Here is a 14,553-nt window from a genome sequence, read left to right as displayed (position 1 = left end):
GCCGGGGCGGCCGCCGCCGGGGCGGGGGCAGCCGCGGCAGCCGGCGCGGCGGCGGCCTTGGCGGCGGTGTCGATGCGGGCGATCAGCTCGCCCGAGGTCACGGTGCTGCCGTCACCCTTGACGATCTCGGCCAGCACGCCGGCCGAAGGCGCCGGCACTTCCAGCACGACCTTGTCGGTCTCGATTTCGATCAGGATCTCGTCGGCCTCGACAGCGGCGCCGGGCTGCTTCTTCCAGGTGAGCAGGGTGGCTTCCGAAACCGATTCGGACAGCTGGGGGACAACAACGTCAGTAATAGCCATGGTGATGAATTCCGTTAGATAAGTATTCTGTGATCCGCGACCGCGTTTACTTGGTCAGCACGAAGCCCTTGAACTTGGGCGCGAAAGCCTGTTCGATCAGCGCCTTCTGCTGCTCCTGGTGCTTGGCCAGGTAGCCCACGGCAGGCGAGGCCGAGGCGGCACGGCCGGCGTAGCCCAGCTTCTGGCCTTCGGACATGTTCTCGTACAGGTGGTGCTGGATGTAGAACCACGGACCCTGGTTCTGCGGTTCGTCCTGGACCCAGATCACTTCGGTGGCCTTCGGGTACTTGCGCAGTTCGGTTTCGAACGCCTTGTGCGCGAAGGGGTAGAGCTGTTCGACGCGGATGATGGCGACATTGTCGGCCTCGCGTTCGCGGCGCGCATTGACCAGGTCGTAGTAGACCTTGCCCGAGCAAGCCAGCACGCGCTTGACCGAGCCGGCCTTGATGCTGTCGTCCAGCTCGCCGATGACCGGGCGGAAGCTGCCGCCGGCCAATTCGGTCAGGGGCGAACCCGCATCCTTGTTGCGCAGCAGCGACTTGGGCGTGAAGATCACCAGCGGCTTGCGGAACGGACGGATCATCTGGCGGCGCAGCAGATGGAAGATCTGCGAGGCCGTAGTCGGCTGGACGACCTGGATGTTGTTGTCCGCGCACAGCTGCAGGAAGCGCTCGATACGGCCCGAGGAGTGCTCCGGACCCTGGCCTTCGTAGCCGTGCGGCAGCATCATGGTCAGGCCGGATTGGCGGCCCCACTTGGCTTCGCCGGCGGTGATGAACTGGTCGATCACGACCTGGGCGCCGTTGACGAAGTCGCCGAACTGGGCTTCCCAGATGGTGAGCGTATTGGGTTCGGCCGACGAATAGCCGTATTCGAAGGCCAGCACCGCCTCTTCGGACAGCACGGAATCGATCACGGTGAACGGCGCCTGGCCTTCCGAGACGTTCTGCAGCGGAATGTAGGTGCCGTCGTTCCAGCGCTCGCGGTTCTGGTCATGCAGCACGGCATGGCGGTGCGTGAAGGTGCCACGGCCCGAGTCCTGGCCAGTGATGCGCACGGCATAGCCCGAGGCCACCAGGGTGGCGAAGGCAAGGTGCTCGCCCATGCCCCAGTCGAGGTTCTGCTCGCCCTTGGCCATGTTGCGTCGGTCGTTCAGCAGCTTGGCCACCAGCGGGTGCACGGTGAAGCCTTCCGGCACGGTCGTGATGCGCTCGCCGATGCGCTTGAGCTCGGCCAACGGCACCGCGGTGTCGGCCTGGTCGGTCCACTTGGCGCCCAGGAAGGGCGACCAGTCGATGGCGTACTTGCTCTTGTAGTCGGTCAGCACCGGCTCGATGGTGCGCTGGCCGTCCTCCATGAGCTGGCGGTAATCCTTGACCATCTGGTCGGCATCGCCTTCGGCCAGCACGCCCTGCGTGGTCAGCTTGTCGGCGTACAGCTTGCGGGTGCCCGGGTGATGGCCGATGCGCTTGTACATCAGCGGCTGCGTCAGCGACGGGGTGTCCTGCTCGTTGTGGCCCAGCTTGCGGAAGCACACGATGTCCAGCACCACGTCGTGGCGGAACTGCATGCGGTAGTCCAGCGCCAGGCGGGTGGCGAACACCACGGCTTCGGGATCGTCGCCGTTGACGTGGAACACCGGCGCTTCGATCATCTTGACCACGTCGGTGCAATACAGCGTCGAACGCGAGTCACGCGGATCCGAGGTGGTGAAGCCGATCTGGTTGTTGATGACGATATGCAGCGTGCCGCCCGTGCCGTAACCGCGCGTCTGGGCGAGGTTGAGGGTTTCCATCACGACACCCTGGCCGGCGAAGGCCGCATCGCCGTGCACCAGCACCGGCAGGACCTGCTTGCCTTCCTGGTCGCCGCGGCGCTCCTGGCGGGCGCGGACGCTGCCCTCGACCACCGGATTGACGATTTCCAGGTGGGAGGGGTTGAACGCCAGCGACAGGTGCACCGGACCGCCACGGGTCGAGACATCGCTCGAAAAACCGTTGTGGTACTTCACGTCGCCGTCGGTCAGGCCTTCGGCGTGCTTGCCCTCGAATTCGGCAAAGAGGTCGCCGGGCATCTTGCCCATGATGTTGACCAGCAGGTTCAGGCGGCCGCGGTGGGCCATGCCGACCACGATCTCCTGGACGCCCGAGTCACCGGCGTGGTTGACCACTTCGTCCATCGAGGCGATGAAGCTCTCGCCGCCTTCGAGGGAGAAGCGCTTCTGGCCGACGTACTTGGTGTGCAGGAAGCGCTCAAGGCCCTCGGACTCGGTCAGCTGCTGCAGGATGTGGCGCTTTTCTTCGGTCGAGAAGGAAGGCGCGGACAGCGTCGACTCCAGACGCTGCTGGATCCAACGCTTGGCGGTCGGATCGGAAACATGCATGAACTCCGCGCCGATCGAGCGGCAATAGGTGTCGCGCAGCGCCTTCAGGATGTCGCGCAGCGTCATCGTGCTGGCGGTCGTGAAATAGGTGTTGGTCGCGGAGTAGGTTTGATCCAGGTCGGCTTCGGTCAGGCCATAGAAGGACGGATCGAGTTCGGGGATCGGGGGACGCTCCTGGCGCTTGAGCGGGTCCAGATCGGCCCAGCGCGAGCCCAGCGAACGGTAGGCGGCGATCAGCGATTGGACCGAGACCTGCTTCGAAGCCACCGACAGGTCGGGCTCGGCGGCGCGCTGCAGGAAGGCATTGGCGCGGGCGCGTTGAGCGAAGGATTCGACGATGGGAGCGTGCGCCTGGTCGCGCGTGGATTCTTGCCCGTCGGTGGCCGGCGTGTGCTGCAGCTGGTCGAAGTACTCGCGCCACTGGTCGGGCACCGAGCCGGGATTGTCGAGATAGGCTTCGTAGAGCTCTTCGACGTAAGGGGCATTACCCCCAAACAAATAGGAGGTAGATAGGGATTCTGATTCCGTAGACATAATGTCGCTTCACCTTGGCGAGTGCTTCACTCGCATACGATGCAGGAAAACCTTCCGCGACACGGGCTTCCCGGTTAGCGGATAGCAGGGGCAGAAGGCACGTACAAGCCTCGAAAGCCGTGTGATGAGTATACTCCTTCGAGTTTGCCCCCGTCTCGCTGCAATCGCATGACAGGACAGGAAAGTCGGGCATGCCGATATTCCTGGGCAGAATGCCTGCGCCAAGCTGCGGGTTACGGGCGTCTACGCGGCCCTTACGCGCGGCTTCATGGTCTCATCTCGCGGCGCGTATCCTGGCGCGCCGCCCGGCCTTCAAGTGACGAGGATACGACGCCCGGCCTAAGCCGCCAAGTCCCCCCGTCCCAGCACCCGGCGGCCAAATCCGGCCACCACCAGGGCGAACGCCGCCAGCCCCAGCCATTGCGCCGTCCGGGCAAAGCCGGGGCCGGCCAGGGCCAGGGGGGCGTCTTGCTGCGTGGCCCCGATCACGGCGGCCATGAGCACGCCGACCAGGCTTTCTCCCACGATCAGCCCCGACGCCAGCAGCACCCCTCGCCGCCGCGCCGGCGCCGCGTACTCCGCCACGGGCAGTCCGCGCGCCTGGGCCCGGCGGCGCAACAGCCGGTCCAGGACCCAGGCGAGCACGGCGCCGACCACGATGGGCGCGCTCACCGAGGGCGGCAGATAGATGCCGATGCCCACGGCCAGCACCGGCATGCGGGCGACCCGGCAATGGCGCTTGAGCAGCTGGTCCAGGAGGATCAGCGCCACCCCCACCCCCATGCCGACCCATATCATGGTCCAGTTCAGGTCGCGCAGGAAGATGCCGCGCGCGATGGCCAGCATGAGCGAAGCCTGCGGCGCGGACAACGCCCGGTCCGGGTCCATGCCGGGCCTGGGCAGGGCGCCGGCAAAGCCATAGGCGTTGTAGAGCAGGTCCAGGACCGGGGAGATGACCGCCGCGCCGACCAGGCAGCCGATCAACAGGGCGACCTGCTGGCGCCAGGGCGTGGCGCCCACCAGCCAGCCGGTTTTCAGGTCCTGCAGGTTGTCATTGGCGATGGAGGCCACGGCGACGACCGCCGCCGTGGTGAAAATGGCCAGCGCCGTGGCCAGGCGCAAGCCTTCGGGGCTGGCCAGCAGGCCATCCTGGCGATGCGTGGCCACCATGAGAACGGACACCAGCACGATGGCGACGATGCCCACCCCGGAAATCGGGCTGGTCGAGGACCCCACCAGCCCGGCCATATAGCCGCAGGCCGCCGCCACCAGGAAGCCAAAAACAAAGGCGAACAGCACGGCGTAGGCCACCAGCGGCCAGAGGCGGCCCTGGGCGGCCGGGGCCTGGCCCAGGAAGCTGGCGAACACCCCGACCAGGACGGCCACCAGGCCCAGCGTGAGCAGCGCGATCCAGAAGCCGGGCAGATCGCGCTCGGTGCGCGGCAGCTCGCCGCGGGGCCGCCCACCCCCGGACAGGGAGCCGAACATGGCGGCGATGCCCCGCATCATGGGCAGAAACAGCAAGGCCAAGGTCCAGATCGCGCCTACGCCGATCACCCCGGCGCCGATGAAGCGGACCTGCGAACGCCAGACCTCGGTGCCGAACTCGGCCAGGCTCTGGCCGGCGGCCGGCGCCGCTTGCAGGGTCAACGCCGGCACGGCCACGCCCCAGGCGATGACCAGCCCGGTCAGCATGGCCAGGCCCGCGACGATGCCGATCAGATAGCCCGCGCCCAGCAGCGCCAGGGAAAAGCCCATGGGCAGGCGCAGCACGGCGCCGCCCAGCGACCACCAGCCGTTGACGGCGTCGCCCAGCACGCGCAGCCCGCTGGCGGCAAAGCTGAACAGGGCGGCCACGCCGCCGCCGGCCAGGATATGGCTCATGCCGGTGGGCGCCGCCGCGCCCGAGGCCGCCTGCGTCCGGGCGCTGCTGCCCACGCGCAGGATTTCGGCGGCCGCCACGCCTTCCGGATACGGCAGCGGACTCTTGACGACCATCAGGTGGCGCAGGGGAATGGAGAACATCACCCCCAGCATCCCGCCGGCCGCGCAAATCGCCAGCGTCTGCCAGAACGGGAAATGCTGCCAGTGTCCCAGCATCACCAGCGACGGCAGGATGAAGATGATGGACGACAGGGTGCCGGCCGCCGACGCCTGGGTCTGCACCATATTGTTTTCCAGGATGTTGGCCCCCGGGAACATGCGCAGGACCGACATCGAGATCACGGCGGCCGGAATGGCCGAGGAGAAAGTCAGCCCGACCTTCAAGCCCAGGAAGACATTGGAGGCCGTGAAAACCACCGTGATGGCCGCGCCCAGCAAGACCCCGCGCACGGTCAATTCCGGCAAGGACATCGCATCCGGAACCCGCAACCCCTCGGCCATAGATACCCTCCGTGTCAGTCCGACGGGAAAACGCCGGCTGCCCACCATGGTAGCGCCCGGCGGCGGCGGCGCTGTTTCAGAGGGCAACGGAAACCCTGATAGCAGCATATTCCTCTGCCAAACCGGAGGTCGGCGGCAGGCCATGCTGCCGCGGCCCGTGCCGCCGCGCCGCTTTCGGTCACCCATGCTGGGGACTCGGATCTAGGATTACAAGAAAAATCCCCCTCGGAGACAGACATGCCCGCCCTGCCAGCCGCCATCGACAGCGATGCCATCGAAACCGCCGAATGGCGCGACGCCCTGAGTTCGCTGCTGCACGCCGATGGCAGCGAACGCGCCGCCTATGTGCTGCATTGCCTGCTGGAGCATGCGGATAAGCTGGGCCTGCGGCTGCCGCGCCGCGTCAATACGCCCTACCTGAATACCATCGCCCGCGCCGACGAACCGGCCTTCCCGGGCGACCTGGAGCTGGAGGCGCGCCTGGCCTGTATCAACCGCTGGAATGCCCTGGCCATGGTGGTGCGCGCCAACCAGGCGCATGGCGAACTGGGCGGCCATATCGCCAGCTATGCCTCGGCGGCCGATCTCTTCGAGGTGGGCTTCAACCATTTCTTCCGCGCGGGCTCGCCCCAGCAAGGCGGCGACCTGGTCTATATGCAGCCGCATTCGGCGCCCGGCATCTATGCGCGCGCCTTCCTGGAAGGCTTTCTCGACGAAGAGGACCTGGCGCTGTTCCGCCAGGAAATCACCGCCCGCGCCCAAGGGCGACGCGGCCTGTCATCCTACCCCCACCCCTGGCTGATGCCGGATTTCTGGCAATTCCCCACGGGTTCCATGGGGATAGGCCCGATCAACGCCATCTACCAGGCGCGCTTCATGCGCTACCTGGAGCACCGGGGCCTGGCCGCCCCCTCCGAGCGCCGCGTCTGGGGAATTTTCGGCGATGGCGAGATGGACGAGCCCGAATCCATCGCCGCCCTGACCCTGGCCTCCCGCGAAAAGCTCGACAACCTGGTGTTCGTCATCAACTGCAATCTGCAGCGCCTGGACGGCCCGGTGCGCGGCAATGGCCGCATCATCGATGAGCTCGAAACACTGTATGCCGGCGCCGGCTGGAATGTCATCAAGCTGCTGTGGGGCGGCGATTGGGACGCCCTGCTGTCGGCCGACCGCGAGGCCGCGCTGGCCCGCGCCTTTTCGCGCACCGTGGACGGGCAGTTCCAGACTTTCGCGGCCAAGGACGGCGCCTACAACCGTGAACACTTCTTCGGCCAGGACCCGGCGCTGGCGGCCCTGGTCGCCGACCTGGACGACGACGCCATCGACCGCCTGCGCCGCGGCGGCCATGACATGGTGAAGATCTATGCGGCCTACCACCGGGCCGTGCGCCATCGCGGCCAGCCCACCGTGATCTTGGCCCAGACCAAGAAGGGCTTCGGCATGGGCGAAGCCGGCCAGGGGCGCATGACCACCCACCAGCAGAAAAAGCTGGACGACCAGGCCCTGCTGGCATTCCGCGACCGTTTTGCGCTGCCGTTGTCCGATGAGGACTGCCTGGGCCTGCGCTTTTACCGGCCGGCCGCCGACAGCCCGGAAATGCGCCACCTGCATGCGCGGCGCCAGGCGCTGGGCGGTTATATCCCGCGCCGCCCGCGCGGCGACCATCCGCTGGCCACGCCCGCGGCCTCGGAATTCGCGCCTTTTGCCCTGCAGGCCCAGGGCAAGGAGATGTCCTCGACCATGGCGGTCGTGCGCATGCTCACCCAGCTGCTCAAGCATGCCGAGCTGGGCCCGCGCGTGGTGCCCATCGTGGCCGACGAGGCGCGCACCTTCGGCATGGCCAATCTCTTCCGCCAGATCGGCATCTATTCCGCGCAAGGCCAGCTCTACGAGCCCGAGGACATCGGCTCGGTGCTGTCGTACCGCGAAGCCCGCGATGGCCAGATTCTCGAAGAAGGCATCACCGAGGCCGGGGCCATATCCTCCTGGACCGCCGCCGGCAGCAGTTACTCCACGCACGGCCTGCCCACCCTGCCCTTCTATATCTATTACTCGATGTTCGGCTTCCAGCGCATCGGCGACCTGATCTGGGCCGCCGCCGACCAGCGTTGCCGCGGCTTCCTGGTCGGCGCCACCTCGGGGCGCAGCACCCTGGGCGGCGAAGGCCTGCAGCACCAGGACGGCGCCAGCCATCTCATCGCCTCGACCGTGCCCAATTGCCGCGCCTACGACCCGGCCTACGCCTACGAGGTGGCCGTGATCGTCGAGGCCGGCATGCGCCGCATGCTGGCCGAACAGCGCGATGAGTTCTATTACCTGACCGTCACCAACGAAAACCTGCCCCAGCCCGATATGCCCCGGGGCGCGGCCGACGGCATCCTGCGCGGCATGCATCGCGTGCGGGCGCCGTCGGCGCCGCTGTTGCGCCTTTTGGGCGCCGGCCCCATGCTGCCCGAGGCCGAGGCCGCCGCCGCGCTGCTGCAGGCGCGCCATGGCATCGAGGCCGAGGTCTGGAGCGTGACCAGCTTCAGCGAACTTGCCCGCGACGGCCGGCGCGCCGAACGCGAGGCCGCCCTCGGCCTGGACGGCGAGCCCGCTTGGATACAGCAATGCCTGGACACCGCCCTGCCCACGGTGGCGGTCTCCGATTATGTGCGCGCCGTGCCCGACCAGATCCGCGCCTGGGTGCCCGGCGCCTACCGCTGCCTGGGCACCGATGGTTTCGGCCGCAGCGACACCCGCCAGCGCCTGCGCGATTTCTTCGAAATCGGCGCCGAGTGGATCGTGCTCCATGCCCTGGACCTGCTGGCCGGCCAGGATAGCGCCTGGCGGGCGGCCCGGGATGCCCAGCGGCAACGCCTGGACATCCGGGACAGCGCCCCGTGGCAGAGCTGATGCGGTAATCGCGCCGGGGGCGCGCTGCATTGCAGCAGCGGCGGCCCAAGCACGATTACGCGCTTTCTGTTGAAATACGTTGTTATCCCGAAGATTCGGGACGGGTCTACGCGCCCGTTCAACGGTTTTTCATAGTTGGCGCACTCGCACGCACAAAGGCAGTACCTCATGGACGAAACCCTCACCAAGCTGGCGTTGGACTACCACGCCTATCCCACTCCGGGCAAAATCTCCGTCACCCCGACCAAGACGCTGGCCAACCAGGACGACCTGTCGCTGGCCTACTCGCCCGGCGTGGCCGCGGCCTGCATGGCGATCTACGACAAGGGCAACGAGGCTGCCTCGATGTACACCTCGCGCGCCAACCTGGTCGGCGTGATCACCAACGGCACCGCCGTGCTGGGCCTGGGCAACATCGGCCCGCTGGCCGCCAAGCCCGTCATGGAAGGCAAGGGTTGCCTGTTCAAGAAATTCGCCGGCATCGATGTGTTCGACATCGAGTTGGCCGAAAACGACCCGGACAAGCTGGTCGACATCATCGCCGCGCTGGAACCCACCCTGGGCGGCGTCAATCTCGAAGACATCAAGGCGCCCGAATGCTTCTATATCGAGAAGAAGCTGCGCGAGCGCATGAAGATCCCCGTCTTCCATGACGATCAGCACGGCACCGCCATCATTTCGGCCGCCGCCATCCTCAACGGCCTCAAGGTGGTCGGCAAGGACATGGACAAGGTCAAGCTGGCCTGCTCGGGCGCCGGGGCCGCCGCCATCGCCTGCCTGGACCTGCTGGTGCACCTGGGCATCAAGCGCGAGAACATCTATGTGGTCGATTCGCGCGGCGTGATCTGGGAAGGCCGCGAAGAAAACATGGAGCCCAACAAGCGCCGCTACGCGCAGAAGACCGATGCGCGCACCCTGGCCGACGTGGTCAAGGACGCCGATGTCTTCCTGGGCTGCTCGACCGCCGGCGTGCTGACCGGCGACATGGTCAAGACCATGGCCGCCCAGCCGCTGATCCTGGCGCTGGCCAACCCCGAGCCGGAAATCCGCCCGGAGATCGCCCGCGCCGCGCGCCCGGATTGCATCATCGCCACCGGCCGCTCGGACTATCCCAACCAGGTCAACAACGTCCTGTGCTTCCCCTTCATCTTCCGCGGCGCCTTGGATGCCGGCGCCACGCGCATCACCGAAGAGATGAAGTTGGCCTGCGTCAAGGCCATCGCCGAACTCGCCCAGGCCGAGCAGAATGATGAAGTGGCCCGTGCCTACGCCGGCCAGGAACTGTCGTTCGGCCCCGAGTACATCATTCCCAAGCCCTTCGATCCGCGCCTGATCGTGCAGATCGCGCCGGCCGTGGCGCAGGCGGCCGCCGACTCCGGCGTGGCCAGCCGCCCCATCGAGGACATCGAGGCCTACCGCCAGAAGCTGATGGGCTTTGTCTATCACTCGGGCCAATTGATGCGCCCGCTGTTCAAGCAGGCCAAGACCGCGCCCAAGCGCGTGGTCTATGCCGACGGCGAAGACGAGCGCGTGCTGCGCGCCGTGCAGGTGGTGGTCGACGAGAAGCTGGCTCATCCCATCCTGATCGGCCGTCCCGCCGTCATCGAGATGCGCATCAAGAAGTTCGGCCTGCGCCTGGCCGCCGGCCAGAACATCGAGATCGTCGATCCCGAGGACGACAGCCGCTTCAACGACACCTGGCAGGCCTACTATCAGCTGCAGGGCCGCAACGGCGTCACGCCGACCGTGGCCAAGGCCATGATCCGCAAGCACAACACGCTGATCGGCGCGATGCTGCTGCGGCGCGGCGATGCCGATGCCCTGCTGTGCGGCGTGGCCAGCAAATACGACAACCAGCTCAAGTACATCGACGAAGTCATCGGCACCAAGCCGGGCCAGACTTTCGCCGCCCTCAACGTGCTGATGCTGCCCGACCAGACGCTGTTCGTGGCCGACACGCACGTCAACGAGAACCCCTCGGCGGAAGAAGTCGCCAACATCACCATCCAGGCCGGCGAGGAAATGATGCGCTTTGGCGTGGTCCCCAAGATCGCGCTGCTGTCGCACTCGAACTTCGGCAGCCGCCCGACCGAGTCCTCGCGCAAGATGGCGCATGCCCGCCGCCTGGTGGCCGAGCGCGCGCCGCACCTGGAAGTCGACGGTGAAATGCATGCCGACGCGGCGCTGTCCGAAAAGATACGTGTGCAGGCCTATCCCGACAGCTCGCTCAAGGGTCCGGCCAATCTGCTCGTGATGCCCAATCTGGATACCGGCAACATTACCTACAACATGCTCAAGATGACCGGCAGCAACGGTGTGGCCATGGGCCCCATCCTGCTGGGCGCCGCCCGTCCGGTGCATATCCTGACCACCAGCGCCACGGTGCGCCGCATCGTCAACATGACGGCGCTGGCCGTGGTGGACGCACAGCAGGAAGCCGAAACCCGCTAACAGCAGGTATCAGCATGACCCGCCGGGGCTGCCGCCCCGGCTTTTTTTTGCCCGAGGAAAGCCGGACCGCTCCCCATTCGCCGGGAAATTTCGCTCAATAAGAAAAGAATCGACTGATACCTCAGCAATCTGGCCGACCACATCATCGTGTCTCCCAGTTTTTGAATACAAATGAGTATCAGTTGCAAATGACTATTCCCGCCATCCGCGCCGCCGCGCTGCCGCCGTCCTGCCGCCTGGGCAGCGCCTTTGTCGCCCTGAGCCTGTCGGCCGCCACCAGCCATGCAGCCTCCCCCCCGCCGGCGCCGGCCGAACTTGCGCCGGTCGAAGTCAACGCGACGGCGGGGCCCAAGGTCGATCATTCGGCCTCCCCGAAGTACACGCAACCCCTGCTCGACATCCCCCAGACCATCAACATCATTCCCGACAGCCTGATGGAAGAGCAGAACGCCCATGGCCTGCGCCAGGTGTTGTCCAATGTGTCCGGCGTGACCTTCAATGCCGGCGAAGGCGGCGGCGGTTCGGGCGACAACATCAATATCCGGGGTTTCAACGCCAGCACGAACATCCAGTTCGACGGCCTGCGCGACAGCGCCCAGGCCTATCGCAGCGACCTGTTCAACATGGAATCGGTCGAGGTCATCAAAGGCCCGAATTCCGTCTTCGGCGGCGCGGGCACCACGGGCGGCAGCATCAACCTCATCAGCAAACGCCCCCAGCAAGAGGACTTCATCCATGCCGAGGCCGGACTGGGCACGGACCGCTATCGCCGGCTGACCCTCGACGCCAACCAGACATTGCCGGCGGCCGGTGCCGCCTGGCGCCTGAACCTCATGGCTCACGGCAACGACGTTCCCGGGCGCGGGCCGGTGGATCGCAAACGCTGGGGTTTCGCGCCCTCGCTGAAACTGGGTTTGGACGGCCCGACGCAATGGACGCTGAGCTACTTCTACCAGACCGACCGTAACCTGCCTGACTACGGCGTGCCGGCGCGGGACGGCCGGCCCCTGGCCAGCCGCCATGCCTATTTCGGCTGGCGCAACCTGGACCACGAGCGTGTCCATTCGCATATCGCCACCTCGGAAATCCAGCATCGTTTCGCCTCCGGCCTGACCGTGCAGAACCTGACCCGCTATTCGCAGCTGGACCGCGACACGGTGATCTCGGCCTCGCACATCAATGTCGCCGGCCTGCCGCCCGGCCGCTACAAGCCCGCCGGGCCGCAGGGCTATGGCCGCGACACCAGCACCAAGCTGTTCGCCAACCAGACCCATCTGAACATGAAGGGCGAGTTGCTGGGGATGACGCATGAGCTGGGCGCCGGGCTCGAACTCTCGCGCGAAACCTATCGCCTGCAGAACTCCAGCTACAACCTGAGCCGCCTTTTCCCCGCCGACGGCTATCCGCTGGCCAACCCGCCCGGCTACTGGCCAGGCCCGCGCCTGCGCACAGACTCGTCGCGCCAGCGCTCCACCCTGCTCACCCGGGCGCTCTATCTCACGGACAGCATCGCCCTGGCGCCCGCCTGGGATCTCTCCCTGGGCCTGCGACACGACTGGATCGAAGGCCGCGCCCGCGTCAGGCCCGCCGCCGGCGCGGAAAGCCGCGAGACCTCCAAGACCCGCGCCTTCAGCGGCCGCGCGGCGGTGACCTACAAGCCGGCCGACAATGGCCGTGTCTATCTGGCTTATGGCAATTCCTTCAACCCCTCGTCCGAGAACCTGGTCAGCAATGGGCGCGGCTTGAGCGCGGCCACCAGCGACTTGGCGCCCGAACGCAACAACAGCTGGGAACTCGGCACCAAATGGGATGTGCTGCAGCGCCAGCTCGCCCTGAACGCCGCCTTGTTCCAGGTCACCAAGCAAAATGCCCGTGAGCGGCAGGTCGACGGCAGCAATACCCTGAGCGGCAAGCAAAGAGTGCGCGGCCTGGAACTCGGCGCCACCGGCAAGCTGACGCCGCAATGGGAGATCTACACCGGCTATACCTATTTGCACAGCCGCACCCTGGCGTTTGCCAGCCAGCCTGCCCAGGAGGGCCGGCCACTGGCCAACACGCCCAGCCACAGCCTGAGCCTGTGGACCAGCTATGCGTGGCCCTCCGGCTGGAAAGCCGGCTATGGCATACGCGCCGTCGGCAAGCGCGCCGTCAGCTCATCGGGCGGAGGAGACATCGCCGGCTATGCCGTGCATAGCCTGATGGTGGGCTATACGGTCAACGCCCATCTCAGCCTGCAGCTGAACGTCGACAACCTGACCAACAAGGCCTATATCGAAAGGGCGCGCCTGAGCACCGGCAGCAACACGCGCTCCTCGGCGGTCGAGTTCGGCGATGGTCGATCGGCCATGCTGAGCGCCTTCTGGCGCTATTGAGGCCGGCCCATGTTGCTCCACATACCTGCCGTGCTGGAGCCAGCCGTGGCGCGCCAATACCTGCTCGATCTGGAGAACACCGCGTGGGAGGACGGCGCGCGCACGGCGGGCTTCCAGTCCGCCCTGGTCAAGCACAATCGCCAGTTGCCAGCCGACAGCGCGGTTGGCCGGCGCATCGCCGCCCATATCGAGCAGCAGCTGCTGCGTCATCCGCTGTTCATCTCGGCGGCCCTGCCCGCGCGCATCTTCCCGATGCTGTTCAATCGCTACAGCGCGGGCGACGCCTTCGGCATGCATGTGGACAATGCCATCCGCTACCCGCCGGGCGAGACGCGCGGGCTGCGCACGGATCTGTCAGCCACGCTGTTCCTGTGCGAGCCCGCGCAATACGATGGCGGCGAACTGGTGATCCGGGACACCTATGGCGAACATAGCGTCAAGCTGCCGGCCGGCCACATGGTGCTCTACCCGGCCACCAGCCTGCACCGTGTGACCGAAGTCACCCGGGGGGCGCGCGTCGCGGCCTTCTTCTGGGTGCAGAGCCTGGTGCGCGATGACGGCCAGCGCACCCTGCTCTTCGAGCTGGATGGCGCCATCCAGGAGACCGCTGCCGCATTGGGCGCGGGCAGTCCGCAGGCCGTCGCGCTCACGGGCGTCTACCATAACCTGCTGCGCCGGTGGGCCGACCCCTGAGCGCCAGATTCCGAGTCCGGCTGTTTTAAGGTAAAAACAGCGCATGGCCGGCGCCCGCCGGCCGCCAAGGACAAGGAAGTTCCCATGTTGCAAGACGCTCTGCTGGCCTGGCTGCACTATCTGGCCATCTTTCTCGTCGTGGTGCTGATCACTGCCGAATCCGTGCTGCTTCGCCCCTCGCTGACCCGCGAATCCATCACCCGCCTGGTCAAGTACGACCGGATTTACCTGCTGGCGGCCTTGCTGGCGCTGGGAACCGGCGTGCTGCGCTTCGCTTTCGGGGCCAAGGGCGGGCTTTTCTACATGGTCAACCCCTGGTTCCACGCCAAGCTCACCGTGTTCGTCATCATCGGCCTCTGTTCGATCAAGCCGACGCTGACGTATCTGCGCTGGCGCGACGCGGCCGCCAAAGATCCGGGCTTCCTGCCGGCGGCCGAGGCCATACGCGGCGCGCGCCGCTGGGTGCTGATCGAGGCGCACCTGCTCATTCTGTTGCCGCTGTTCGCCGCGCTGATGGCGCGCGGCATCGGCCTCTGAT

General features: G+C 66.6%; 8 protein-coding genes. 5 read left to right on the top strand and 3 right to left on the bottom strand.

What is annotated here, in order from left to right; translation table 11 throughout:
• From AXA74_RS10170 to AXA74_RS10160, 3 genes are all read right to left on the bottom strand, one after another.
• Positions 1-302, bottom strand: a 302-nt coding sequence (locus tag AXA74_RS10170; protein WP_032978272.1) for a biotin/lipoyl-containing protein, incomplete at its 3' end; no start/stop codon positions are given.
• A gap of 46 nt (positions 303-348) precedes the next feature.
• Positions 349-3,219, bottom strand: coding sequence for a 2-oxoglutarate dehydrogenase E1 component (locus tag AXA74_RS10165; protein ID WP_029578625.1), 2,871 nt, complete (start codon positions 3,217-3,219; stop codon positions 349-351).
• A gap of 339 nt (positions 3,220-3,558) precedes the next feature.
• Complete coding sequence (locus AXA74_RS10160; RefSeq protein ID WP_029578626.1) at positions 3,559-5,604, bottom strand: OPT family oligopeptide transporter; 2,046 nt, start codon at positions 5,602-5,604, stop codon at positions 3,559-3,561.
• A gap of 237 nt (positions 5,605-5,841) precedes the next feature.
• Here AXA74_RS10160 and mdeB point away from each other — a divergent pair, with 237 nt between their 5' ends.
• The 5 genes from mdeB to AXA74_RS10135 all read left to right on the top strand — a co-directional run bounded on the left by mdeB (position 5,842) and on the right by AXA74_RS10135 (position 14,552).
• On the top strand, positions 5,842-8,499 hold the full coding sequence (gene mdeB, locus AXA74_RS10155) for an alpha-ketoglutarate dehydrogenase (RefSeq protein WP_032961917.1): 2,658 nt from the start codon (positions 5,842-5,844) through the stop codon (positions 8,497-8,499).
• 168 nt (positions 8,500-8,667) lie between these two features.
• Entirely contained in the window at positions 8,668-10,950 is a 2,283-nt protein-coding gene (locus AXA74_RS10150; RefSeq protein ID WP_029578628.1) for an NADP-dependent malic enzyme, read from the top strand.
• Between the two features lie 188 nt (positions 10,951-11,138).
• Entirely contained in the window at positions 11,139-13,322 is a 2,184-nt protein-coding gene (locus AXA74_RS10145; RefSeq protein ID WP_032978275.1) for a TonB-dependent receptor, read from the top strand.
• Between the two features lie 9 nt (positions 13,323-13,331).
• Positions 13,332-14,015: a Fe2+-dependent dioxygenase gene (locus AXA74_RS10140; protein ID WP_029578630.1), complete on the top strand. Its 684-nt coding sequence runs from the start codon at positions 13,332-13,334 to the stop codon at positions 14,013-14,015.
• A gap of 84 nt (positions 14,016-14,099) precedes the next feature.
• Positions 14,100-14,552 carry a DUF2214 family protein gene (locus tag AXA74_RS10135; protein ID WP_029578631.1) on the top strand — a complete coding sequence of 151 codons (453 nt, stop codon included), beginning with the start codon at positions 14,100-14,102 and terminating at the stop codon, positions 14,550-14,552.
• Position 14,553 lies beyond the last annotated feature (1 nt).

Source organism: Bordetella hinzii LMG 13501 (assembly GCF_001548475.1).
Lineage (GTDB): Bacteria > Pseudomonadota > Gammaproteobacteria > Burkholderiales > Burkholderiaceae_B > Bordetella > Bordetella hinzii.
The sequence above is the reverse complement of the archived record's forward strand: the minus strand, read 5'-3'. Positions and strand labels throughout refer to the sequence as shown.